At 64.2% G+C, this 23871-nt stretch carries 18 protein-coding genes; 13 read left to right on the top strand and 5 right to left on the bottom strand.

Features of this window, described 5'->3' with window-relative positions; all coding sequences use genetic code 11:
• Positions 1 to 3 precede the first annotated feature (3 nt).
• The gene (gene gspD / locus CSE6_RS01870) at positions 4 to 2385 is read left to right on the top strand and encodes a type II secretion system secretin GspD (RefSeq protein WP_059439775.1); all 2382 of its coding nucleotides are present in this window, start codon (positions 4 to 6) and stop codon (positions 2383 to 2385) included.
• A 13-nt stretch (positions 2386 to 2398) separates the two neighbouring features.
• On the top strand, positions 2399 to 3760 hold the full coding sequence (locus CSE6_RS01865) for a GspE/PulE family protein (RefSeq protein WP_034357344.1): 1362 nt from the start codon (positions 2399 to 2401) through the stop codon (positions 3758 to 3760).
• 11 nt (positions 3761 to 3771) lie between these two features.
• Here CSE6_RS01865 and CSE6_RS01860 read toward each other — a convergent pair whose 3' ends face one another.
• Positions 3772 to 4950, bottom strand: coding sequence for a helix-turn-helix transcriptional regulator (locus tag CSE6_RS01860; RefSeq protein ID WP_059439774.1), 1179 nt, complete (start codon positions 4948 to 4950; stop codon positions 3772 to 3774).
• Between the two features lie 173 nt (positions 4951 to 5123).
• Here CSE6_RS01860 and CSE6_RS01855 point away from each other — a divergent pair, with 173 nt between their 5' ends.
• The 5 genes from CSE6_RS01855 to CSE6_RS01835 all read left to right on the top strand — a co-directional run bounded on the left by CSE6_RS01855 (position 5124) and on the right by CSE6_RS01835 (position 10076).
• On the top strand, positions 5124 to 7076 hold the full coding sequence (locus CSE6_RS01855) for a hypothetical protein (RefSeq protein ID WP_059439773.1): 1953 nt from the start codon (positions 5124 to 5126) through the stop codon (positions 7074 to 7076).
• Positions 7077 to 7173: 97 nt separating this feature from the next.
• Positions 7174 to 7458, top strand: a complete 285-nt coding sequence (locus CSE6_RS01850; RefSeq protein WP_059439880.1) for a hypothetical protein — start codon at positions 7174 to 7176, stop codon at positions 7456 to 7458.
• Positions 7459 to 7503: 45 nt separating this feature from the next.
• Positions 7504 to 8511, top strand: a complete 1008-nt coding sequence (locus CSE6_RS01845) for an LLM class flavin-dependent oxidoreductase (RefSeq protein WP_059439772.1) — start codon at positions 7504 to 7506, stop codon at positions 8509 to 8511.
• Between the two features lie 125 nt (positions 8512 to 8636).
• Positions 8637 to 9326, top strand: coding sequence for a YafY family protein (locus CSE6_RS01840; RefSeq protein WP_034381465.1), 690 nt, complete (start codon positions 8637 to 8639; stop codon positions 9324 to 9326).
• A gap of 93 nt (positions 9327 to 9419) precedes the next feature.
• Complete coding sequence (locus CSE6_RS01835; protein ID WP_034357334.1) at positions 9420 to 10076, top strand: glutathione S-transferase family protein; 657 nt, start codon at positions 9420 to 9422, stop codon at positions 10074 to 10076.
• A gap of 71 nt (positions 10077 to 10147) precedes the next feature.
• On the opposite strand, the gene CSE6_RS01830 is transcribed toward CSE6_RS01835, so the two are convergent.
• A complete protein-coding gene (locus tag CSE6_RS01830) occupies positions 10148 to 10897 on the bottom strand; it encodes an SDR family NAD(P)-dependent oxidoreductase (protein ID WP_012836997.1) in 750 nt (249 codons plus the stop codon).
• 160 nt (positions 10898 to 11057) lie between these two features.
• Between CSE6_RS01830 and gspF the strand changes: the two genes are divergently transcribed.
• The 4 genes from gspF to CSE6_RS01810 all read left to right on the top strand — a co-directional run bounded on the left by gspF (position 11058) and on the right by CSE6_RS01810 (position 15133).
• The gene (gene gspF / locus CSE6_RS01825) at positions 11058 to 12281 is read left to right on the top strand and encodes a type II secretion system inner membrane protein GspF (protein WP_003061898.1); all 1224 of its coding nucleotides are present in this window, start codon (positions 11058 to 11060) and stop codon (positions 12279 to 12281) included.
• Positions 12282 to 12412: 131 nt separating this feature from the next.
• A complete protein-coding gene (locus CSE6_RS01820; protein WP_034381457.1) occupies positions 12413 to 13615 on the top strand; it encodes an ammonium transporter in 1203 nt (400 codons plus the stop codon).
• Positions 13616 to 13676: 61 nt separating this feature from the next.
• The gene (locus CSE6_RS01815; RefSeq protein WP_003061895.1) at positions 13677 to 14594 is read left to right on the top strand and encodes a 5'-nucleotidase; all 918 of its coding nucleotides are present in this window, start codon (positions 13677 to 13679) and stop codon (positions 14592 to 14594) included.
• 71 nt (positions 14595 to 14665) lie between these two features.
• Entirely contained in the window at positions 14666 to 15133 is a 468-nt protein-coding gene (locus CSE6_RS01810; protein WP_034381455.1) for an EF-hand domain-containing protein, read from the top strand.
• Between the two features lie 65 nt (positions 15134 to 15198).
• Here the strand turns inward: CSE6_RS01810 and CSE6_RS01805 are convergent, their stop codons facing one another.
• The 3 genes from CSE6_RS01805 to CSE6_RS01795 all read right to left on the bottom strand — a co-directional run bounded on the left by CSE6_RS01805 (position 15199) and on the right by CSE6_RS01795 (position 18627).
• Complete coding sequence (locus CSE6_RS01805; RefSeq protein WP_034357327.1) at positions 15199 to 15636, bottom strand: hypothetical protein; 438 nt, start codon at positions 15634 to 15636, stop codon at positions 15199 to 15201.
• Positions 15637 to 15841: 205 nt separating this feature from the next.
• Positions 15842 to 16333 (bottom strand): DUF1854 domain-containing protein, encoded by a 492-nt coding sequence (locus tag CSE6_RS01800; RefSeq protein WP_034381453.1) that lies wholly within the window; start codon positions 16331 to 16333, stop codon positions 15842 to 15844.
• Positions 16330 to 18627 carry an ABC transporter ATP-binding protein gene (locus CSE6_RS01795; protein ID WP_034381451.1) on the bottom strand — a complete coding sequence of 766 codons (2298 nt, stop codon included), beginning with the start codon at positions 18625 to 18627 and terminating at the stop codon, positions 16330 to 16332. The genes CSE6_RS01800 and CSE6_RS01795 overlap by 4 nt, the downstream gene beginning before the upstream one ends.
• A gap of 225 nt (positions 18628 to 18852) precedes the next feature.
• Between CSE6_RS01795 and cphA (CSE6_RS01790) the strand changes: the two genes are divergently transcribed.
• On the top strand, positions 18853 to 21033 hold the full coding sequence (cphA, locus tag CSE6_RS01790) for a cyanophycin synthetase (RefSeq protein WP_059439879.1): 2181 nt from the start codon (positions 18853 to 18855) through the stop codon (positions 21031 to 21033).
• A gap of 96 nt (positions 21034 to 21129) precedes the next feature.
• Entirely contained in the window at positions 21130 to 23700 is a 2571-nt protein-coding gene (gene cphA, locus CSE6_RS01785; RefSeq protein WP_012836988.1) for a cyanophycin synthetase, read from the top strand.
• The last annotated feature ends 171 nt before the right edge of the window (positions 23701 to 23871 follow it).

The following is a 23871-nucleotide window of genomic DNA, read 5'->3' as shown; positions in this document are numbered from 1 at the left end:
CACATGACTCAGCATTCACGCACCGCCTGGCAAAACACACTGCATTCGATAGCTGTTGCCTCGCTTGCCGTCTGCATTTCAGCACCTATTCATGCTCAAACCCAGAGCGGACAAGCGAATGCCACTCCCAGTTTGCGACCTGGCGAGCCGGTCACGCTGAACTTCACCAATGCCGATATCGAGGCCGTGTCGCGCGCCATGGCAGCCATCACCAATCGCAATGTGGTGGTGGATCCGCGCGTCAAGGGCCAGATCACGCTGCTGACCGACAAGGCCGTCTCGCCTGCCACTGCCTATCAGCAATACCTGGCGGCACTGCGCATGCAGGGCTTCACGGTGACGGAGTCGGCAGGTCTGTTCAAGGTGATTCCCGAAGCCGATGCCAAGCTGCAGTCCAGCGAGGTCTCCGTCGGCCAGGGCGGACGCGGCAGTCAGGCTGGCGGCGGACAGATCGTCACGCAGATCTTCAAGCTCAACTACGAGAACGCCAACAATCTGGTGCCCGTGCTGCGGCCGCTGATCAGCCCCAACAACACCATCAACGTCAACCCCGGCAACAACTCGCTGATCATCACCGACTACGCGGACAATCTGCAGCGCATCTCGCGCATCATCACCAGCACCGATGTATCCAACGCCACCGATGTGGAAGTCATCGCGCTGCGCCATGCCGTGGCCGCCGATATGGTGGCCCTGGTCAACCGTCTGATGGAAGGCGGCTCTGCCACCGCAGGCGGCGTGGTCCAGGCCGGAGCCGGCGCGGCAGCAGGCCAGGCGGACACCAGCTTCCGCACCTCCATACTGGCCGAGCCGCGCAGCAACTCGGTGCTGATCCGTGCGGCCAACCCGGCCAAGCTGTCGCAGATCCGCTCGCTGATCGCGCGTCTGGACCAGCCGGCCATGACGGGCAACGGTGACGACGGCAACATCCATGTGGTGTATCTCAAGAACGCCGACGCGGTGTCCCTGGCCGCCACGCTGCGTGCCGCCATCAACGCCCAGACCAGCGCCAGCACCGCCCTGGGTGGCCAGCCGGGCATGACGGCAGCCGCCGGCTCGACCACGAATGCAGCAAGCTCCCAGCCCGTGATCTCGCGCGGCACGGACGGCAGCGCCACCGTAGGCCTGGGCGGCGGCAACAGCGGCCCCAGCTCGCGCTTCGGCACGGCTCAGCAACCCTCCACGGGCGGCATGATCCAGGCCGACCCCACGACCAACTCGCTGATCATCACCGCCCCCGGCCCGCTGTACCGTCAATTGCGCACCGTCATCGACAAGCTCGACGGCCGCCGCGCCCAGGTACTGATCGAAGCCCTGATTGTCGAAGTCTCCGCCGACAAAGCGGCCCAGCTCGGCGTGCAATGGAGCTCGGTGATCCGCAACAACGGCCGCGTGCTGGGCGTGCTCGGCAACGGCACTTCCATCAGCGGTATCTCGAACATCTTCGGCCTGTCAGGGGCCGTGGGCAATCTGGTCAACGGCACGCCTCTCACCGACAGCCAGGCCTCGGCGATCGGCGGCATGAAGGGCATGAACCTGGGCTTCACCCAGAACGTCAACGGCAACACCAGCCTGGGCGCTCTGGTCAACCTGATGCAGGGCGACGGCGACACCAACATTCTCTCCACGCCCAATCTGATGACGCTGGACAACGAGGAGGCCAGCATCATGGTGGGCGAGAACGTGCCCTTCCCCACAGGCTCCTATACCAACACCGCCGGCACCTCGGGCTCGGTCAATCCCTTCACCACCTATGAGCGCAAGGACGTGGGTACGCTGCTCAAGATTCGTCCGCAGATCAACGAGAACGGCACCATCAAGATGGCCGTCTACCAGGAGAACTCGGCGGTCAAGCAGGGGACGGCGAATGCACAGTCCGGTGCCACCACCACCAAGCGCTCCATCGAGTCGAATGTACTGGTCGAGGACGGCGCCATCGTGGTGCTGGGCGGCCTGATTGCCGACGAATACAGCCAGAGCCAGGAGCGCGTGCCGCTGCTGGGCGACATTCCCTTGCTGGGCAATCTGTTTCGCAACACCAGCCGCGAGCGCAAGAAAACCAATCTGATGGTGTTTCTGCGCCCCACCGTGCTGCGTGACGCCAACTCCACCAGCCAGCTCTCGCAGGACCGCTATGAGTCCATTCGCGGCATGCAGCAAACCGTGCAGCCCGACCCCAATCTGCTGATGCGCAATGTCAATGCCGCGCCCTTGCTGCCCGCATCCAGCGGTGCTGCACCGGCGAGCGTGCCCAATGTGGCCATCGTTCCCGGGGCCAAGCCCGAGATCGTGGACTTCACGCGCCCGGGTCAGCCCACGGTGAACGGCCAGCCTGTGACCGTGACGCCTGTGACGCCCGCCACCCTGCCCCCGGGCACCCTGTAAGCGAAGGCCACGCATGCGCTACCCCCTGCCCTATGGCTTTGCCCGCAGCAGCCAGCTGCTGATCGAGGATGACGGCCAGGAGCCCGTGCTCTGGCATGGTCCGCAACCCGACTGGTCGGCCATCTCCGAAGTGCAGCGCAAGCACGCGGTGCAACGCTGGCAGTTGCTGGACAGCGGCGCGCTGGCCCATCGCATCAGCGCGGCCTATGCGCAAAGCGACTCCAGCGCCGCCATGGTGGTCAGCGAGGTCGAGTCCGACGCCGATCTGACGCGCATGATGCAGGACCTGCCAGCCGTGGAGGACTTGCTGGAAACCGCCGACGACGCCCCCATTATCCGCATGCTCAACGCCCTGCTCACGCAGGCTGCGCGCGACGGTGCTTCGGACATCCACATCGAGCCCTACGAACGCCATTCCAGCGTGCGCTTTCGCGTGGACGGCGATCTGCGCGAGGTGGTTCAGCCCAATCGCGCCCTGCACGCCGCTCTGATCAGCCGCCTGAAGATCATGGCCGATCTGGACATTGCCGAGAAACGTCTGCCCCAGGACGGGCGCATCAGCCTGCGCCTGGGCACGCGAGCCATTGACGTGCGCGTCTCCACCCTGCCCAGCGCCCACGGCGAGCGTGCCGTGCTGCGCCTGCTGGACAAGAGCGAGAGCAAGCTCAGCCTGGAAGCCGTGGGCATGGGCGGCGAGACGCTCAGGCGCTTTACCCATCTCACGGCGCAGCCGCACGGCATCGTGCTGGTCACCGGCCCCACGGGCTCGGGCAAGACCACCACGCTCTACGCCGCGCTGCAGCGCATGGATGCCAGCCACAGCAACATCATGACGGTGGAAGACCCCATCGAATATGAGCTGGCCGGCGTGGGCCAGACCCAGGTCAACGCCAAAATCGAGCTTACCTTTGCCAAGGCCTTGCGCGCCCTGCTGCGCCAGGACCCTGACGTGATCATGATCGGCGAAATCCGCGACTTCGAAACCGCGCAGATCGCCATCCAGGCTTCGCTCACCGGCCACCTGGTACTGGCCACGCTGCACACCAACGACGCACCCAGCGCCGTCACCCGCCTGATCGACATGGGGGTCGAGCCCTTTTTGCTGTCCTCATCGCTGCTGGGAGTGCTGGCACAGCGCCTGGTACGCAAGGTCGACCTGAGCGAGCCCAGTGGCTACCGTGGCCGCACCGGCATCTTCGAGCTGCTGGCCGTGGACGATGCGATTCGCGCCCAGATCCATCGCGGTGCCAGCGAGGCCGAGATCCGCGAGACTGCCATGGCTGCAGGCATGCAGCTCATGCGCGAGGATGGCGAACGCCTGGTTCGCGAAGGCATCACCACGCAAGCCGAGGTGATGCGCGTCACGCGCGACTGAGGACCCGAGACTCACTCGCGCCAGCGCAGCATGGCAGGCCCCGTGAGCAGCACGCGCACGAAATCGGCCTGCCGCCCCACACCGACCTTGAGCGCCGCCGATTTGAATTGCGAACGCGCGGTATGGATGGACAGGCCCTGTCTCTCGGCGAACTCCTGCAGGGTCCAGCCATTGATCAGCGCCTGGGCCAGTTGAGCCTCTGCCAGCGTGAGCCGATAGAGATTGCGCAGCAAATCCTGCAGCCAAGGAATGCGCAGCGCCGGATCGCTGATCAGCAGCATGGCAGCACTGCGCTCGCCATAAGGGCTGCTATGTATGGGCAAGGGCGACACCATGACCTGCAACTGCTGTCCGGCCAGCCCTGTGAAGCGGCTGGCCCGCCCGTGGTGCAACGCCTTGCCCAGCCCCGTGGCAACACAGTCCCGCATGGCTTTCTGCAGCCAGCGCTGGTCTGCGGCATTGGTGGCCTGCAGGCTCTCGTCGGCCGCGCGATACATCAGCTGGCTTTGCTCCATCAGGCGCAAGGCTCGGCTGCTGGCATGCATCACGGCCGCACGTTCGTCCAGAAGAACCACGCCTACCGGCAGATCCTCCAGTACGGCCAGCGATGCATTCAGCAATGCCTGGGTACGGTACAGGCGTCGGTGAATTGCAAATGCGCTCTGCAGGTGCGGCATGAGCTGCTGCACAAGGCCCAGCTCTTCGGCGCTGTAGGCACCCACGGCATGCGGCCTGACAACGGTGATGTTGAACGATCGGTCATGCTGATTGTCGACCACGGCCGCGCAGGAATAGAACAGGTCCTGAGGTCGCAGCCAGTCGCCATACCACTCGGTACCCGGCAGGTTCCGGTCGGGAAACAGTGTGGAGGAATTCACCACCGTGCCCGGTCTATGCAGACTCTGGTCCTGCAGCCAGACATTGCACTGACAGTAGTGCGTGGCAAAGCTTTCCAGTTCGGCGGCGGCAAAGCCCTGACTGGCGCCGAAAGTGCCAAAACCCCCGTCCAGATCCACCGTCCGCTGCGCAAAGTCGTTGGCCCAGATGACGCTGGCCGGTGAACGCAGGGCCGCGCCGAACAAGGCCAGAAAGCCCTGCCAGCGCGCCGGCTCCAGTGCCGACTCGTAGATGGCCGCAATCAATGCGGGCAACCGTTCCTGCAACATCAAAGGCAGATGCGCTACCGCCATAGAGCCTCCTTCCAAGGCTCGCCACAGCAAGCACCTCATGGAGCTTCGCTGGGGATTCATTTCATTTACTCACACTTTGAAATAGCTGCAAACCCTTCACCCAATTTGGTGATGTTTTCGCGACAACAAGTGCTTACAAACAACGGCAGCCACTCTATCAACCAAAGGCTGCCATGTCACAAGCACTCACCACAACTCCATTCATCCGCCGCTCGGTGTCCCTGGGCACCCTGGTCCTGATTGCCTCCATTGCCGGCTGCGGCGGCGGCAGCGACAGCGCTTCTCCTGCTCCGTCGCCCGCCCCGGCTCCGGCCACAAAATCGATCTCCACCACCGTGATCGACGGCGCCTTGCAAAACGTCAGGGTCTGCATGGACAGAAACGACAACGGCAGCTGCGACGCAGGGGAGCCCAGTGCCGTCACCAATGCCGCCGGTCAGGCCAGCCTGGAAGTGCCAGAGGCCGATGTGGGCAAATTCCCGATTCTGGCCCTGGTCACCAAGGACTCTGTCGATGCCGACACCGGCGCCGTTCCCGTGGCTTTCATATTGCGAGCACCCGCCGATCAGCCTGGTGTCGTCAGCCCGCTGAGCACCCTGGTCCAGGCGCACAGCCAGGCCACGGGCAGCAGCACCGCCGATGCGGCAGCAGCCATCCAGAGCCAGCTGGGCCTGGGCACTTCGGTGCTGGCGGATTTCACCCAGGACGACAGCAACGCCGGCAAGCTGGCCGCCACCATAGCGCGCCTGATCGTGGTGACCACCCAGACCCAGCTCAGCAACACGGCAGGCGCCACAGGCGTCGACGGCGCGCCGCTGACTTCGGTACAGCTCAACGCCGCCGTCAACAGCGTGCTGCTGCAGCAGCTGCAAACCCTGGCCACGGCCGTGCTGGACAATCCCGCCCTCAGCGACACCAGCAGCTCCATGAAGGACAAGCAATCCGCCATGGAAACCGCCGCCCAGCAGGTGGCCAGCGCTTCGGGCGTCACGGCCGGCAATGTGGGCCTGATCGCAGCCATGCAGTCGCAAACCAGCATCCCCGAGGCCGGCGGCCCCACGGCGAGCACGCAGCTGCGCTGGCTCAGCTTTACCGACACCAGCAACTACTACATCCGGGCCTTCGAAGCCACGGCCGAGCAGAACACTCCCGATGCGAACGGCAAACGCTATTTCACGGAGTTCCGCGAGCGCGTGGTCAGCGGCCAGGAGCAGCCCTGGGCAAGGCCTCAGATCTATTGGACCGGCAGCGAATGGTTTGCCTGCCCCACGGACTTCGTGCAGCAGGTCACCAGCCTCGCGAGCGGAGAGAGCGAATCCCTGTACTGCAAGAGCCTGGTCAGCAGAGCCAAGCAGAGTGTGCGCAATATCGCAGGCCTGAAGATGCGTGACATCGTCACCGAGATCCGCTCCGCCCCGTGGCAGGACTCTGCCGACGGCAGCTTTGCCAACTGGGGCCCGAGACCCGATCAGCTTCCGGCCGAAACGACCTTCCCCAGCGGCTCCACGCTCAGCTATCGCACCGTCACCGACCTGGGCGGCAGCGACTACTACCTGAGCAACAACGCCAACCGCGCCACCATTGCCCGTGCCGACGCACCGAACAACCCTGACACCAGCACCTGGCGCAGCGCCACGCTTGCGGAATTCATCGCCTGGAATGCCGGCGACTTTGCGCCCAATGTCTCGGCCGCCGATGTGCATGGCAACAACTCGCGCGTGCTGGTCAGCCGCCGCGACTATCTCAAGCCCGATGGCAGCGCCGCCTACAAGCGCTATATGGTGGGTTTCGAGAACGGCGGCGAACAGCGCGCACGCTTTTATGAATGCGAGGGCGATATGAGCACCTTGCCCAACAACCGGACCCTGTTCATCAACGGCGTGTCCACCTGCAAGACGATTCTGGTCAGCAATTACAGCATCGCCACCCAGGCAGATGCCAAGGTGCTGCGCTTCGCACAGGAGCCCACCCAGCTCAATGTCAGCAACTTCCAGAACTATCGCCTGTTCGTCGAACGGGGCGGCATCACCTATGTCGGCTATCGGGACAAGCAGATGGTCAGCAATCAGCAGCGGCTCAATGGCACTGCCGCCGATGCGCTGCTTGGCGCCCTCGGCCTGAACTGACTCCCCGCCCTAGCGCAGCACAGCCCACCTCTCGGTGGGCTTTTTCATGCATGGCCTCAGCCAGCAGCGGTCATTGAGCTTTGCCAGAATCGTTGCCATGCTTGAAAACCTTCGCACTTCCGTCCAGCCCTATGGCGGCGATCTGTTTCTGCTGCTGATCGCCCTGGCTGTCATCAGCCTCGCCGTGCTGTTCAACATCAAGGGCCGTCTTCCCGTGGACCAGTTGCGCCGCGTAATCCGCATGGCGGCGCTGGTGGCCTTGCTGGGCTCGGTATTCGCCATGCAGGCCGGCAGCAGCTATTACGCCATGGCCGCCGTGCTGCTGGCCTGGGGTGTGCTGGTCGGCATTGTGCTTGGACGTGAGATCGGCCGCAAACGCTGACCCAGAAAACGCTGCAAGCTATCAAAACCATATAGATCAATCGCCATGAAATCCCTGAACAACGTCAAGCTGTCCATGCTGGACCTGGTCGCCGTGCGCGAAGGCGGAACGGTGGCCGATGCTCTGCAGATTGCCGTGCGCACCGCGCAGCAGGCTGAAAAGCTGGGCTTCACCCGCTACTGGCTGGCCGAGCACCACAATATGCCGGGCATTGCTAGTTCGGCCACGGCCGTGCTGATCGGCCACATCGCAGGCGCCACGCAGAGGATTCGTGTGGGCTCGGGGGGCATCATGCTGCCCAACCATGCACCGCTGGTGGTGGCCGAGGCCTTCGGCACACTGGCCGAGCTCTACCCGGGCCGCATCGACCTGGGCCTGGGCCGCGCGCCGGGCACCGACGGTGCGACCATGCGCGCCCTGCGCCGCGACCGCGTGGAGACCGAGGAGGACTTCCCGCGCGACGTACAGGAGCTGCAGCGTCTGCTGGGCGATCACCAGGACGGCGCCCGCATCATCGCCATGCCGGGCGCGGGCACGCATGTCCCGATCTGGCTGCTGGGCTCCAGTCTGTTCTCGGCCCAGCTGGCTGCACACATGGGCCTGCCCTACGCCTTTGCCTCGCACTTTGCGCCGCGCATGCTGCACCAGGCCCTGGCCCTGTATCGCCAGATGTTCAAGCCCAGTGCCACGCTGGCCAAGCCTTACGCGATTGTCGGCGTGCCCGTGATTGCAGCCCCCAGCGATGAAGAGGCGCGGTTTCTGGCCAGCAGCACCTATCAGCGCGTGCTCGGCATTCTGACCGGCAACCGCACCCGCCTCATGCCCCCGGTACCGGACTTCTGGGAGCAGCTGGATGGGCGCGCCCAGGCGGCGATTGCCGATTTCCTGGCAGTGGGCGTCATCGGCGGCCCCGATACCGTGCGCCAGGGGCTGCAAAAGCTGGCCGACGAGACCCAGGCCGATGAATTCATGATCGTCAGCGATGTCTATGACGCCGAGCTGCGCCTGCGCAGCCTGGAGATCACGGCTGGCGCAATGAACACTGCCTCCTGAGCGGACCTGGCAGCTCCCTCCTCTCACGCTGCGCGGTAGGAGGGAGTGCAGAGAGAACGACAAACCAGCGTCCCGGCATGAGAGCATGCCAAACTCCTGCGTCGTTCACCTCTCAGATTTCGCCCATGAGCCGTTCCGCCCGTCTGCTGCAATTGCTGGATACGCTGCGCCGCGCCCGTCAGCCGCAGACCGGGCCCGAGCTGGCCCAGGCGCTGGGCATCAGCCTGCGCACGCTGTATCGCGATATTGCCACCTTGCGCACCCAGGGCGCCGACATCCTGGGCGACCCCGGCATAGGCTTCGAGATGCGGCCCGGCTTTCTGCTGCCGCCGCTGATGTTCAACGCCGACGAGCTGGAGGCCCTGCTGCTGGGCGCTCGCTGGGCCAGCCTGCAGGCCGATCCGCAACTGGCCCAGGCTGCCACCGCCGCCATGGACCGCATACGCACAGCACTGCCGCTGGAGCTGCGCATCGCCGTCGATACCAGCGGCCTGCTGGTTCCCAATATGCAGACAGATCCGCCGGCCGAGCCCTGGCAGGCCGCGCTGCGCCGCGCCATCCGCGCCGAACACAAGGTCGTGCTGCATTACCGGGACCAGCATGGCGTGCCGAGCCAGCGCCGGGTCTGGCCGTTTGCCATGGCCTACTTCGAGCGCAGCCGCGTGGTCTCGGCATGGTGCGAGTTGCGCCAGGCCTTTCGTCACTTTCGCGCCGACCGCGTGGACGCGCTGGAGGATCTCGGAGAACGCTATCCGCAGCGACGTCAGGCACTGATACAGCGCTGGCTGGACGAAACCGGCTACACGCTGGATTGAGCGGCGCTGCTGACAGAAACTGTCAGCCCCCGCTCCTACATTGGCTGCATGGCGTTTTTGCCATGTCACAACAGCCCGCCAAGGAGAGCCGCAATGTCCACACCTCAGCAACCCAAGCTGCGCTTTTTCAGCAACCCCAGATCACGCGCCCGCATGGTGCGCTGGATGCTGGAGGAATGCGGCGCCGACTATGAAACCGTTGACCTGGAATTCGGACCCGAGATGAAGTCGCCCGAGTACCTGTCCATCAACCCCATGGGCAAGGTCCCGGCGCTGCAGCATGGCGATGCCGTGGTCACCGAGACCGGAGCCATCCTCGCCTATCTGGCCGAGCTTTTTCCCGAGAAACGACTGGCCCCGGCAATGGGCAGCCCGGAACGGGCCAGCTACTTTCGCTGGCTGTTCTTTGTCGCCGGGCCGGTGGAGGCCGTCACAACCGCCCGCAACGAAGGCTGGCTGCAATCGCAAACTCATCAGCAGGCCATAAGCGCGGGCTTTGGTCGCTTTGACGATGTGCTGAACACATTGCTGCATGCGGTGGCCGGCAAACGCTATGTCTGCGGCGACCACTTCACGGCCGCCGATCTGTATCTGGCCAGCTATATCGGCTGGAGCATGATGGACGGCAGCTTGCCCAGGCGGCCCGAATTCGAGGCCTATGCCACGCCGCTGCTGCAGCGTGCAGCCTCGGTGCGCGCCGACGAGATCGACGGCGATATGCAAGCCGCCGCCATGGCGCCAGTCGTTTAAGGTTTTGGCCCGCAGCGCTTGCCAGTCAAGCGCAGGGCCATCAAAACCTATAGCAAACCGCTGCAGACCACTCAGCGCGCCAAGTAACCGCCGTCGACCGGGTAATAAGCGCCCGTCACAAACGACGCGCGGTCACTGGCCAGCCAGGCCACCAGCTCGGCGATCTCCTCGGGCTGGCCCAGCCGTCCCATGGGGTGGGCCGCCACCAGCGCCGCATGCGTGGCCGGGTCCTGCTCCAGACCGCTGATCATGGGGGTCTGGACAAAGCCCGGCCCCACGGCATTGATTCGCACGCCCCGGGCCGAATATTCGAGCGCTGCCGCCTTGGTCAGGCCCAGCACGCCATGCTTGGCCGCCGTATAGGCCGCAGAGTTGGCAAAGCCCACGGCGCCGAGTATGGACGCCATATTGATGATGGAGCCGCCACCGCCTTGCAGCATGGCGGCAATCTGGTATTTGCAGGCATAGAAGACACCCGAGAGATTGACGCGCAGCACCTGCTCCCAGGCATCGAGTGGATAGTCGGCGGTTGGCGCGCTGGCTCCGCCGATGCCGGCGTTGTTGCAGGCCACGTCCAGCCTGCCGAAGTGGCGCATGGTCAGGGCCACCAGCGCTTCATGATCCGCCGGGCTGCCGGCGTCGGCGCGCAGATACAGTGCCTCTGCACCCAGCTCGCGCACCAGGGCCGCGCTCTCCTGGCCCTGCTCCTCGTTGAGGTCGGCCAGCACCACCCGCGCGCCTTCCCTGGCCCATGTCAGCGCCACACAACGGCCTATGCCGGATGCAGCCCCCGTCACCAATGCAACCTTGTCCTTGAGCATCGAAACCTCGCATTCTTGAATCGGCAGACCATTGTGCCGACCTCAGCCGCGGCAGTCCTGACCTGCGTCAAGCCGGGTTCGCTCTCTCAAACGCCGAAGTGCTGACATCATTAGTCGCTACTATCTGCACTAACTCCTCACCCGTCAGATCGATTCGCGCATGCCCGCCTTTACCTTTGAAGCCCTGGATGCCCAGGGCCAGACCCGCAAGGGCACCCTGGAAGCCGACAACGCCCGTGCCGCGCGCAGCCAGCTGCGCAGCCAGGCCCTGGTGCCGCTGCAGGTCGAGCCCGTCGCCGCAGGCAAGGGTCAGGGCCGCACCGGCGCTTCCGGATGGTTCACGCGCCCGGTCTTCAACTCCACCAGCCTCGCGGTATGGACCCGCCAGCTATCGGGCCTGGTCAGCTCCGGCCTGCCCATAGAACGCGCACTGGCTGCGCTGTCCGAGGAAGCCGAGGACGAACGCCAGCATCAGCTGGTCGCAGCGCTGAGGGCCGAGGTCAATGCCGGCTCCAGCTTTGCCAGGGCGCTGGAACAGCATCCACGCGAGTTTTCCGATATCTTTTGCGCCGTGATCGGCGCCGGCGAATCCAGCGGCAGCCTGGGTCCGGTGCTGGAAAACCTGGCCGACGACCTGGAGGCGCGCCAGGCCTTGCAGTCCAAGCTCATCGGCGCCTCGCTGTATCCAGCCATCGTGACGCTGGTGGCCATCGTCATCGTGATCTTTCTGGTCAGCTATGTGGTGCCGCAGGTGGCCGGCGTGTTTGCCGGCACCAAGCGTGCGCTGCCGTTTCTCACCGTGGTCATGCTCGGCATCAGCGACTTTGTGCGCCACTACGGCTGGCTCATGCTGGCCGTGCTGCTGCTGGCTGCCGTGGGCTTTCGGCTGGCGCTCAGGAACGAGGCGTTTCGCGAGCGCTTCGATGCCCAGTGGCTGCGCCTGCCGCTCATAGGCCGACTCTCGCGCAGCTATAACGCGGCGCGCTTTGCCGGCACGCTGGCCATGCTGGCCGGAGCGGGCGTGCCCATTCTCAAGGCCTTGCAGGCTGCGGCCGAGACGCTCAACAACCGCGCGCTGCGCGCCGATGCCATGGATGCGCTGGTGCTGGTGCGCGAAGGCGCGCCACTGGCCTCGGCCCTGGCTCAGAAGAAGCGCTTTCCGGGCCTGGTCGCCATGTTCGCCCGGCTGGGCGAGCAGACGGGCCAGCTGCCGCTGATGCTGCAGCGTGCCGCCACCCAGCTGTCCACCGAGGTCCAGCGCCGTGCCATGCACCTGGCCACGATCCTCGAGCCGCTGCTCATCGTCGTCATGGGGCTGGTGGTCATGCTCATCGTGCTGGCCGTGCTCATGCCCATCATCCAGCTCAACCAGTTCGTCAAATAGGCCGGCCGCGCCCGCAACGGTGCGGAAGCGCCCACTCCAGCCTGGCGCAATTCTTGCTTTCTTTTAGTGCATTGCGGGTTTTTTCCGCAATTTCGCACCAATAAATAGCAAATTTCAGCTGGAGCGTTTTCATGCAAGCACTAAAACAGGGCGCGGATGCCCTGTTCATTCTGATGGGCGCCGTCATGGTTCTTGCCATGCACGCCGGTTTCGCCTTCCTGGAGCTGGGCACCGTGCGCCGCAAGAACCAGGTCAATGCCCTGGTCAAGATCCTGGTCGACTTCTCGGTCTCCACCGTGGTCTATTTCGCGCTCGGCTATGGCGTGGCCTACGGCACGCACTTTTTCGTGGGTGCCGAGCAGCTGACGGCACTCAACGGCTACGGCCTGGTCAAGTTCTTCTTTCTGCTGACCTTCGCGGCCGCCATTCCCGCCATCATCTCGGGCGGCATTGCCGAACGCGCCAAGTTCTGGCCCCAGCTGATCGCCACGGCCATGATCGTGGGCCTGATCTACCCCTTCTTCGAGGGCATTGCCTGGAACCAGCATTTCGGCGTGCAGGCCTGGATCAAGGCGCTGACCGGCGCCGAGTTCCACGACTTTGCCGGCAGCGTGGTGGTCCACGCCGTGGGCGGCTGGATCGCTCTTGGCGCCGTGCTGCTGCTGGGTCCGCGCAGCAATCGCTACCGCCAGGGCGGAGCGATCGCCGCCACGCCCCCCTCCAGCATTCCCTTCCTGGCGCTGGGAGCCTGGATTCTGATCGTGGGCTGGTTCGGCTTCAATGTGATGAGTGCCCAGAGCCTGGACAAGATCTCCGGTCTGGTCGCCGTGAATTCGCTGATGGCCATGGTGGGCGGCACGCTGGCTGCCCTGGCCGTGGGCAAAAACGACCCGGGCTTTGTGCACAACGGCCCGCTGGCCGGTCTGGTTGCCGTCTGCGCGGGCTCGGATCTGATGCACCCTCTGGGGGCACTGGTCGTGGGGGCTGCCGCCGGCGCCATCTTTGTCTTCATGTTCACGCTGACGCAGAACAAATGGAAGATCGACGATGTGCTGGGCGTGTGGCCGCTGCACGGTCTGTGCGGCGCCTGGGGCGGCATTGCAGCCGGCATCTTCGGCACGCAGGCACTGGGCGGGCTTGGCGGCGTACATCCGCTGGCCCAGCTCATAGGCACGCTGATGGGCGTGGCCTGGGCAGCGCTCGGCGGCCTGCTGGTCTACGGTCTGCTCAAGAAAACCATGGGGCTGCGCCTGAGCCAGGAACAGGAATTCGACGGCGCCGATCTGTCCATACACCATATCAGTGCCACGCCAGAGCGCGAAGCCAACTGGTGAGGGCGCGGCGGCCTGCGTATCATCGGAGCTTGTCTGCACATCCGCTCAAAGCCGTACCGCCATGGCCATGACCCTGAACGACAAGCTCGTCGTCGCCATCTCCTCGCGAGCCCTGTTCGATTTCGAGGAGGAAAACCGCCTCTTCGAGGACAGCGACCCGGCGACCTATCTGCGCTTGCAGCGCGAGCGGCTGAACGTGCCTGCCGCGCCCGGCGTGGCCTTCTCGCTGGTCAAGAAGCTGCTGGCCTTCAACACCGAGGCACAGCAGCATGTGGAAGTGGTGCTGCTCTCGCGCAACGACCCCGTCAGCGGCATGCGCGTCTTCCGCTCGGCCCAGGCCCACGGCCTGCACTCCATACAGCGCGGCGTATTCACCCAGGGGCGCGACCCCTTCGGCTATCTGCGCCCGCTGGGAGCCCAGCTGTTTCTCTCGGCGAATGCCGATGACGTGACCCAGGCACTGCAGCTGGGCTACCCGGCCGCCCATGTGTTCACCGACTCCATGCGCGCCAGCAGCAGCCATCCGCGTGAAGTGCGCATCGCTTTCGACGGCGATGCCGTGCTGTTTTCCGACGAGGCCGAGCGCATCTTCCAGGCCCAGGGCCTGGAGGCTTTCCAGCAGCATGAGCTGGAGAAAGCCGCCCAGCCGCTGCCTGAAGGCCCTTTCAAGCCCCTGCTGGCCGCCCTGCACCGGCTGCAGCAGGCCGATGTAGCCGGCATGCGCGTGCGCACGGCCCTGGTCACGGCGCGCAGCGCCCCGGCCCATGAACGCGCGCTCAATACGCTGATGGACTGGAAGATCGATGTCGATGAAGCCATGTTCCTCGGCGGACTGGCCAAGGGCGGGTTTCTGCGCGAGTTCGAGCCCGATTTCTTCTTCGACGACCAGACCGGCCATGTACGCAATGCGGCCGGACATGTTCCCTCGGGCCATGTGCGCAGCGGCATTGCCCATGACAAGGCGGCGCTGCCTACGTAAAGCTTGGCAAAGTCCGGCAAGCGAATGCAAAACTTTGAAAGTGCGGCGGGACAGTGCTTGAGAATGCCGTCATGGCCCTCATCTGTACCGCTATGTCAAAAGCCAAGAACCACCCCATCGTCGCGCGCAGCAGCTCGGTCATGAAGACCGCCATGGGCGTGCTGCTGACCAGCGCCGTGCTGCTGCTGCCCACGGTGCGCGCCGAGGAAACTGCCGGCGACAAGATGGCGGAAAGACAGGGAACCCAGCTCTCCAAGGGCGAGATCAAGGCCCAGCAGCAGTTCAAGATGCTGGACTTCAACCAGGATGGCAAGCTCAGCCGCAAGGAAGTGGCCATCATCCCCAAGCTGGCCGCCGCCTTTGACGAAACCGACACCAACAAAGACGGCTTCGTCACCTATGAGGAAGTGCGCGCCTTTGCCGTCAAATACCGTGCAGCGCGTGAAAAGGCCAAGGCCGCGGAAGCCGTGGCAGCTGCATCAGCCAAGGACGATGCTCACAAATCAGAAGCTGACAGCGCTGATCCTGAAAGCAAATAAGATATAAAAATAGCTGAAGCGCTTGAATATCAAGCGCAATCAGCTCTCAAAATAAAAGCAATCGCTTACTTGGCGTTGCCGCTGCGCTTTATCCGGGGCTCGGAATAAGTCAGCGGCTCATTGCGCGCCGTCTGCTTGCTCTGCAGCAGATCTTCCGACTTGCTGGTTTCCTGCGCCTGCTCCACCGCCTGGGCGCTGGCGCGCCACATGGACTGGATGAACTCGATCAGCTGCTTGGAGATCGGCTCCTTGGGTGGCTCCTCGACCTCCTCCTTTTGCTTGACCTCCTCGGCCAGCGTCCAGTCTCGGTTCTCGGTATCGGGAGCCGAGGGCTTCTCGGGCTCGCGCACCGTGCGGCCCTCGCCGATCTTGTCCACCGACTCCGTCGCATTCACCGCATTCACGGGGCGCACCGGCGCGGCGCCAGAGGCGCCTGTGGAATACAAATCCGCACCCTGGGTACGCCAGGGCGTCTGTGTCCGGTCTAGAGGTGGAATTTGCATGGCTTGGCCCTCGGCAGTAAAAAGGTGCAGGCGGAAAATCAGCTATCTCGCCCTGTTATCGGCCACGCTTGAGAAAACTGTAGGATTATTTTCAATCCTATTTTAATAGCTATTAGTCTATATATATCAAGCACCACTGCGCAATTTGATACAAAAAAGGGCCTCGCGATTATGCGAAGCCCTTGAAATAGTCGCGCTGCGCAGCTTACAGAAAGCGCTCCAGCAGCTTGCGCGAATGCCGGTCCAGCTTGCTGCTGTCGGGAATCCGATATTGCACGCCATCCTGGCCCGTGATTTGCAGTCGGGTGCGCCCTGACAGCTTGCGGATGTCTTCCTCGGCCTTGAGCACCATCTGCGTCAGACCGCGATCCGTCTGCAGCTCCCAGGTGCTGGGGGTGGAGAAACTCGAGACCTTGAGAATGCGCTCTATGGTCGGCACGAACTCCCGCACTGCCAGGTCCTGCTCGATCAGCTGACGATGCTCGGGCTGCAGGTCTGCCATGCGGGCCACCCACAGCGCTTCCTTGCCATCGGAGGCGATCAGCGACAGCCCTTCGGCAGGCGCGGCAATCGGAAATGCGCGCACGGGAACGACGGCTTCGTAGACCAGGCCGTTGCCCAGGGTCAGCACCAGACGGCCATGGGCGTTGCGCTCCAGCTGCATGCCGCTCAAATTGGATTGGGGAGCTTCGATCATTGTGTTTCCTTGGTCTGCAGCTTGAGGCCGGCCGCTTGCGCATCCTCTTCGGCACGACGTGCCTGCGCGTCGTACAGGCGGAAGTAATGGCCCTTGAGATCCATCAGCTCGTCGTGCGGGCCGACTTCGACGATCTCACCACGATCCATGACCACCAGACGGTCGGCCTTGCGCAAGGTGGACAGGCGGTGGGCAATGGCGATCGTGGTGCGCCCCTGCACCAGATTGTCCAGCGCCTTCTGGATCTCCTTTTCGGTCTCGGTATCCACGGCCGAGGTGGCTTCGTCGAGGATCAGGATGCGCGGATCGATCAGCAGCGCACGCGCGATGGAGATACGCTGGCGCTCGCCACCCGACAGGCCCTGGCCGCGCTCGCCGACCAGGGAGTCATAGCCGTGGGGCAGGCGCAGGATGAACTCGTGGGCATGGGCGGCACGCGCCGCGGCCACGATTTCCTCGCGCGTGGCATCGGGCTTGCCGTAGGCGATGTTCTCGGCGATCGTGCCGAAGAACAGGAAGGGCTCCTGCAGCACCAGGCCGATATTGCTGCGGTAGTCGGACACGGACATGCGGCGCACGTCCACGCCGTCGAGCTGGATGGAGCCCTCGGAGACGTCGTAGAAACGGCAGATCAGGTTGACCAGGGTGCTCTTGCCCGAGCCGCTGTGGCCGACCAGTCCGATCATCTCGCCGGGCTTGATCTCCAGGTTCAGATGCTTGATGACGGCACGGCTGCCGTAGCGAAAGCCCACATCCTCCATGGTGATGGCACCCTTGGCCTTGCCGGGCAGCTTCACGGGGTTGCTGGGCTCGGGCACATTGCTGACATGGTCGAGGATGTCGAAGATGCGCTTGGCACCGGCTGCAGCCTTCTGCGTGACCGAGACAATGCGGCTCATCGAATCCAGGCGGGTATAGAAACGGCCGATATAGGCGATGAAGGCGGTCAGCACACCGACCGTGATGGAGCCGCCGGCCACCAGATAGATGCCGAAGCCCCAGACCACCAGAATGCCGACCTCGGTCAGCAGCGTCACCGTGGGGGTGAACAGCGACCAGGTCTTGTTGACCTTGTCGTTGGCCTGCAGATTGATCAGATTGGCGTCGGCAAAGCGGTCGGCTTCACGCTTTTCCTGGGCAAAGGCCTTGACCACGCGGATACCGGGAATGGTGTCGGCCAGCACATTGGTCACCTCGGACCAGACGCGGTCTATTTTCTCGAAGCCCGTGCGCAGACGATCGCGCACTGTATGGATCATCCAGGCGATGAAGGGCAGCGGCACCAGCGTGACCAGCGCCAGCCAGGGGTTGATGGAGAACAGGATGGCCGATGTCATCACGATCATCAGCACATCGGTTGCAAAATCAAGTGCGTTGAGCGACAGAAACAGATTGATGCGATCGGTTTCGGCACCGATACGCGCCATCAGATCCCCCGTGCGCTTGCTGCCGTAGTAATCCACAGACAGGTTCAGCAAGTGGTTGTAGGTGGTGGTGCGCAGATTGGAACCTATGCGCTCGGACACCTTGGCCAGCACGAAAGTACGTGCCCAGCCCAATGCCCAGGCCAGCAGCGCCGACAGCAGCAGCATGCCCAGATAGAAGAAAACCAGATCCCGGTCGATTTTTTCACCGTTCTGGAACGGAATCAGTATCTTGTCCATCAGCGGGATGGTCAGATAAGGCGCCACCAACTGGGCCGCCGTGGTGGCCAGGGTCAGCAAGAAGCCCAGCAGCAGCTGGCCCTGATAGGGTTTGGCAAAACGCCACAGGCGCAGCAGCACCCAGGTGGAGGTCTGGGGCGCCTGCTGGCGTGCGCAGGCCGGGCATTCCTCGGTATCGGGCGGCAGCACCGAGTGGCAGACCGGGCAATGCGGGACATCCTCATCGCTGACCGCGCTATAGGCCTCCTGACGGGCGATGCGCTCGCGCTGGCGGTCGAACTGCTGCATCAGCTGCAGCATGGAGGTCTGATGCTTCAGCGTGATCAGCCACTGTGCAAGACGCGCGCTCCTGTCATGCAGTTCCAGGTTGCCCACACCGCCATGATCCTGCAGGCGCAGGCTTTGATCTACCGCCAGGGCCCATTCACGCCACTGCTGTGTCTTGGGATCGCAGGCCAGCAGACGCTCCTGGGTCAGGGCCAGCAGGCCGCTGCCGAACTGCAAATCCGCACTCAGGTCAACCGGGACGACGGCTAATACGTTTTCATGTTCAGCGAGTCTTGCTCGCAGCTCGCCCCCCAGGGGGCTGGCGAAGACTGCCGAGGCGTCCACAGTATGGTGATGTTGCATGTTGAGTTATTTTTCTCCGCCGATGGCGGCTCCAAGAGTCATGCGGGCAACCGCATCGGCATGGTGAATATGGCTGCGCCTGACGTCCGATATATCCTGGTTAACGCGCGAACCTGCATTTAGGCTGACAAGCTTCACAATGCAGATTCTGGGCGCACAATGCCAACCTATCAGGGGCAGGAGTTTAAGAAAACCTGCTCTCCTCATTCCTATCCGCTGATCAACATGGCGAAATTCAACGACATCCAACTCTTGCGCACAACTTTCCTGCGTGGCCCCAGTGTCTGGACCTACCGCCCGGTACTGGAGGTCTGGCTGGATCTGGGAGAGCTGGAAGACTATCCGTCCAACAAGATTCCCGGCCTCAACGAGCGCCTGACCAGTTGGCTGCCCGACCTGATCGAGCACACCTGCGGCGTCGGCGAGCGCGGTGGCTTCATCCAGCGCCTGGAAGGCGGCACCTGGATGGGTCATGTGATGGAGCATGTCATCATCGAGCTGCTGAACCTGGCCGGCATGCCCGCCGAGTTCGGTCAGACCCGCGAAATTTCCAGGCGCGGCGTGTACCGCATGGTGTTCCGCTGCCCCGAAGAGGCCGTGGCCCGCGTAGCACTGGAATATGGGCACAAGCTGCTGATGGCGGCCATCAATGACGAGCCGTTCGACCTCAAGCCCGCCGTGCATGCCATCAAGACGGCCATCAACGACCGCTACCTGGGCCCCTCGACAGGCTGCATCGTCGATGCCGCCAGCGAGCGCCGCATCCCCCATATCCGCCTCAACGACGGCAACCTGGTGCAGCTGGGTTATGGCGCGGCACAGCGCCGCATCTGGACCGCAGAGTCCGACCAGACCAGCGCCATCGCCGAAGGCATTGCCCAGGACAAGGACTTCACCAAGCGCCTGCTGGCCGCCTGCGGCGTGCCCGTGCCAGAAGGCCAGATCGTGGCATCGCCCGAAGAAGCCTGGGAAGTGGCGCAGGACATCGGCTTTCCCGTGACCGTCAAGCCCTCGGACGGCAACCATGCCCGTGGCGTGACCCTGGAGCTGTCCAAGGAAGCGGACATCAAGGCCGCGTTTGCACTGGCCCAGCCCGAAGGCTCGGACGTGATCGTCGAAAAATTCATCGACGGCGTGGAGCACCGCCTGCTGGTCGTGGGCGGCAAGGTGGTGGCAGCGACCAAGGGCGAGACGGTTTCCGTCTACGGCAATGGCAATGCCACGCTGCGCGAGCTGGTGGAAGTGCTGAACCAGGACCCGCGCCGCGGCCCCGAGCAGGAATACCCGCTGGACTGGATCAATCTGGAAGCCGGCGCCGTCAAGCTGGAACTCAATCGCCAGCATGTGACGCCCGACAGCGTGATTCCCCAGGGTCAGGGCGTGCTGCTGCAGCGCAACGGCAATATGGCCATCGACTGCCTGGACGATGTACACCCCGACGTGGCTTACTACGCCGTGCTGGCCGCCAAGATCGTTGGCCTGGACATTGCCGGCATGGACATGATCCTCAAAGATGTCTCCAAGCCCATGCAGGGCCAGGGAGCAATTCTGGAAGTCAACGCCGGCCCAGGCCTGTTGATGCACCTCAAGCCCACCAGCGGCGCACCGCGCCCCGTGGGCATGGCGATTGCCGACCATCTCTTCCCCCGCGAAGACGGTGCCGGCGCGGGTCGCATCCCCGTGGTCGGCATTGTGGGCACACGCAACAACGCCTTCATTTCGCGCCTGGTCGGCTGGCTGCTGCAGCTGTCGGGCAAGCTGACCGGCGTGGCCAGCAGCGAAGGCATGTTCCTCGCCAATCGCCATACGCAAAAGACCAATACCGCCAACTGGGCCGGAGCCCATCGTCTGCTGACCAACCGTCTGGCCGAAGCCGCCGTCATCCAGACCACGGCCCGTTCCATTCTGGAAGAAGGCCTGGCCTATGACCGCTGCCTGGTCGGCGTGGTCACCGACATGGACGGCTACGAGCAACTGGCCGATCACGATGTGCTGGAGCCCGGCCAGATGCGCCGCGTGATGCGCACCCAGATCGACGTGGTGCTGGACGAAGGCGCGGGCGTGCTCAACGCCGACCTGCCCGAAGTGGCCGATCTGGCCGAGCTCTGCGACGGCGAAGTCATTCTGTACGCCACCGGTGCCGACAATGAATTTGTCGCCGCCCACCGCGCCAACACCGAAGCCCGTCATGAAGGTGGCCGCGCCGTCTTCCTCAAGGGCAATAACGTGGTGCTGGCCACAGGCACGCAGGAGCGTGTGCTGGGCACGCTGGAAGCGCTGTCCCTGGCAGGCAGCAAGCGCCCCGACACCAGCGCGCTGCTGGCTGCGATTGCCTCCGCCTGGGCGCTGGACATCACGCCCGAGCTGATCGGCGCCGGCATCAAGACCTTTGAATACCAGGCTTGATTGCCCCATAAAACGCTTCAACAGATATAGCTGCTGACGCTTTCCTCACAAGCGTCAGACCAAGAAAAAGCTTGAAATCCAGCTGAAAGAAACACTATGCAGATCACTCGCAACCGAGCCTTGCGCGGCCCCAACCTCTGGACCCGCAGCACAGCCATCGAAGCCATCGTGCACTGCGAAGACAGCGAGCTGCTGTACACCGCCATGCCCGGCTTTGAAGAAAAGCTGCGCGCGCGTTTCCCCACCATCGGTACGCTGCAGCCGCATGGCGCAGACCAGCGCCTGTCGCTGGCCCATGTGCTGGAAGTTGCTGCCCTGTCGCTGCAGGCCCAGGCGGGCTGCCCCGTCACCTTCAGCCGCACCCACGAGACCGTGGAGCAAGGCACCTTCCAGGTGGTGGTCGAGTACACCGAAGAATCCGTGGGCAAGCTGGCCATGGAGCGTGCCGAAGCCCTGATTCAGGCGACATTGAACGACACGCCCTTCGACGCCGACGCCACGATTGCCGAACTGCGCGAGCTGGACGAGGACGACCGTATCGGCCCCTCGACCGGCGCCATCGTCGATGCCGCCGTGGCACGCGGCATTCCCTTCCGTCGCCTGACCACCGGCTCGCTGGTGCAGCTGGGCTGGGGTTCGCGTGCGCGCCGCTTCCAGGCCGCCGAGATCGACTCCACCAGCGCCGTGGCCGAATCCATTGCGCAGGACAAGGATCTGACCAAGCGCCTGCTGCATGCAGCCGGCGTGCCCGTGCCCATGGGTCGCCCCGTCACCGACGTGGAAGACGCCTGGGCCGTGGCCCAGGAAGTGGGTCTGCCCGTGGTGGTCAAACCCCAGGACGGCAACCAGGGCAAGGGCGTGGTGGTGAACATCACCACCCGCGAAGGCCTGGAGGCCGCTTACAAGACCGCCAGCGAATTTGGCGATGAAATCCTCGTCGAGCGCTTTTTGCCCGGCCATGACTTCCGCATGCTGGTCGTCGGCGGCCAGTTGGTCGCTGCCGCCCGCCGCGAGCCGCCCCAGGTGCTGGGCGACGGCCAGCACACCATCCGCGAGCTGGTGAACATCGTCAACCAGGACCCGCGCCGCGGCTCGGGGCACGGCACGGCACTGACCAAGGTGCGGCTGGACGATATCGCCATCGCCCGCATCGCCAGTGAAGGCCTGACGCCTGACAGCGTGCCCGCCCAGGGCCAGCGCGTGGTGCTGCGCAACAACGCCAATCTGTCCACCGGCGGCAGCGCCACCGATGTGACCGATGACGTGCATCCCGAAATCGCCGCCCGCGCCATCGAGGCCGCACAGACCATAGGCCTGCATATCTGCGGCGTGGACGTGGTCTGCGAAACCATGCTCAAGCCTCTGGAAGAGCAAAGTGGCGGCATCGTGGAAGTCAACGCCGCTCCCGGCCTGCGCATGCACCTGGCGCCCTCCTTCGGCCGTCCCCGCAATGTGGGCGTGCCCATGGTGGACGAGCTGTTCGCGCCCGGCGACGACGGCCGCATCCCCCTGGTCGCCGTCACCGGCACCAACGGCAAGACCACGACCACGCGCGTGATCGCCCATCTGTTCACCTCGCATGGCTGGCGCACTGCCATGACCAACACCGATGGCGTGTACGTCAACGGTCGCCAGATCGACAGCGGCGACTGCTCGGGCCCCAAGAGTGCGCGCAACGCCCTGGCCCACCCCGAGACCGATGCGGCTGTGCTGGAATGCGCACGCGGCGGCATCTTGCGTGAAGGCCTGGGCTTTGACCGCTGCCAGGTCGCCGTGGTCACCAATGTGGGCGAAGGCGACCACCTGGGCCTGAACTTCATCACCACCAAGGAAGATGTCAGCGTTCTCAAGCGCGTCATCGTGCAGAACGTGGCTTCCACGGGCTATGCCGTGCTCAATGCCGCCGATCCACTGGTCGCGGCCATGGCCCATGTCTGCCCCGGCAAGGTCATCTTCTTTGCCGCCGACCGCCACCACCCCGTCATGGCCACGCACCGTGCCCAGGGCAGCCGCGTGGTCTATGTCGATGGCGACGCCATCGTGGCCGCAGAAGGTTCCTGGCGCGAGAGCATCGCGCTGCGCGACATTCCGCTGACCCGTAACGGCACCATCACCTTCCAGGTAGAAAACGTCATGGCCTCCATCGGCGCCGCATGGGCCGCAGGCCTGCCCTGGCAGACCATTCGCCGTGGTCTGGCCGGCTTCCTCAACGACAGCGACAACGCCCCTGCCCGCTTCAATGTGATGGACTACAAGGGCGCCACCATCATTGCCGATTACGGCCACAACCCCGACGCCATCCGCGCGCTGTCGCAGGCCGTGGAAGCCATGCCCGCCAAGCGCCGCAGCGTGGTGATCTCGGGCGCCGGCGATCGCCGCGACCAGGACATCACCGAACAGACCCAGATCCTGGGCAAGGTGTTCGATGATGTGGTGCTCTATCAGGACGCCTGCCAACGTGGCCGCGTGGATGGTGAAGTGCTGGCCCTGCTGAAAAAGGGCCTGGAAGGCGCGCCGCGCACCAGCTACAGCACAGAGATCCATGGCGAGTTCCTCGCCATCGACCATGCCCTGGCCCGCCTGCAACCCGGCGACCTGTGCCTGGTGCTGGTGGATCAGGTGGAAGAGGCTCTGGAACATCTGCGCAAGCATGTGAATGGACAGTGACCCCCTGAGGGGGACGACGGCCTCGCCGCGAGGCGGCGCGGCCGGCCAGGCTCTTGCTTGCCATCTCTCGCTTGAGCGAGTGCCTATATTCCAGCCCAGGAGCCGTGCATGAACCCTCGGCACCTCCATACCGACCCGGCCTTGCGCCGGGTTTTGTATTTGAAGTCACAG

The sequence above is a fragment of the Comamonas sp. E6 genome, assembly GCF_001010305.1.
GTDB classification, from domain to species: domain Bacteria; phylum Pseudomonadota; class Gammaproteobacteria; order Burkholderiales; family Burkholderiaceae_C; genus Comamonas; species Comamonas thiooxydans.
Note: the sequence above shows the minus strand (reverse complement) of the source record. Positions and strands in the feature narration are given on the sequence as shown.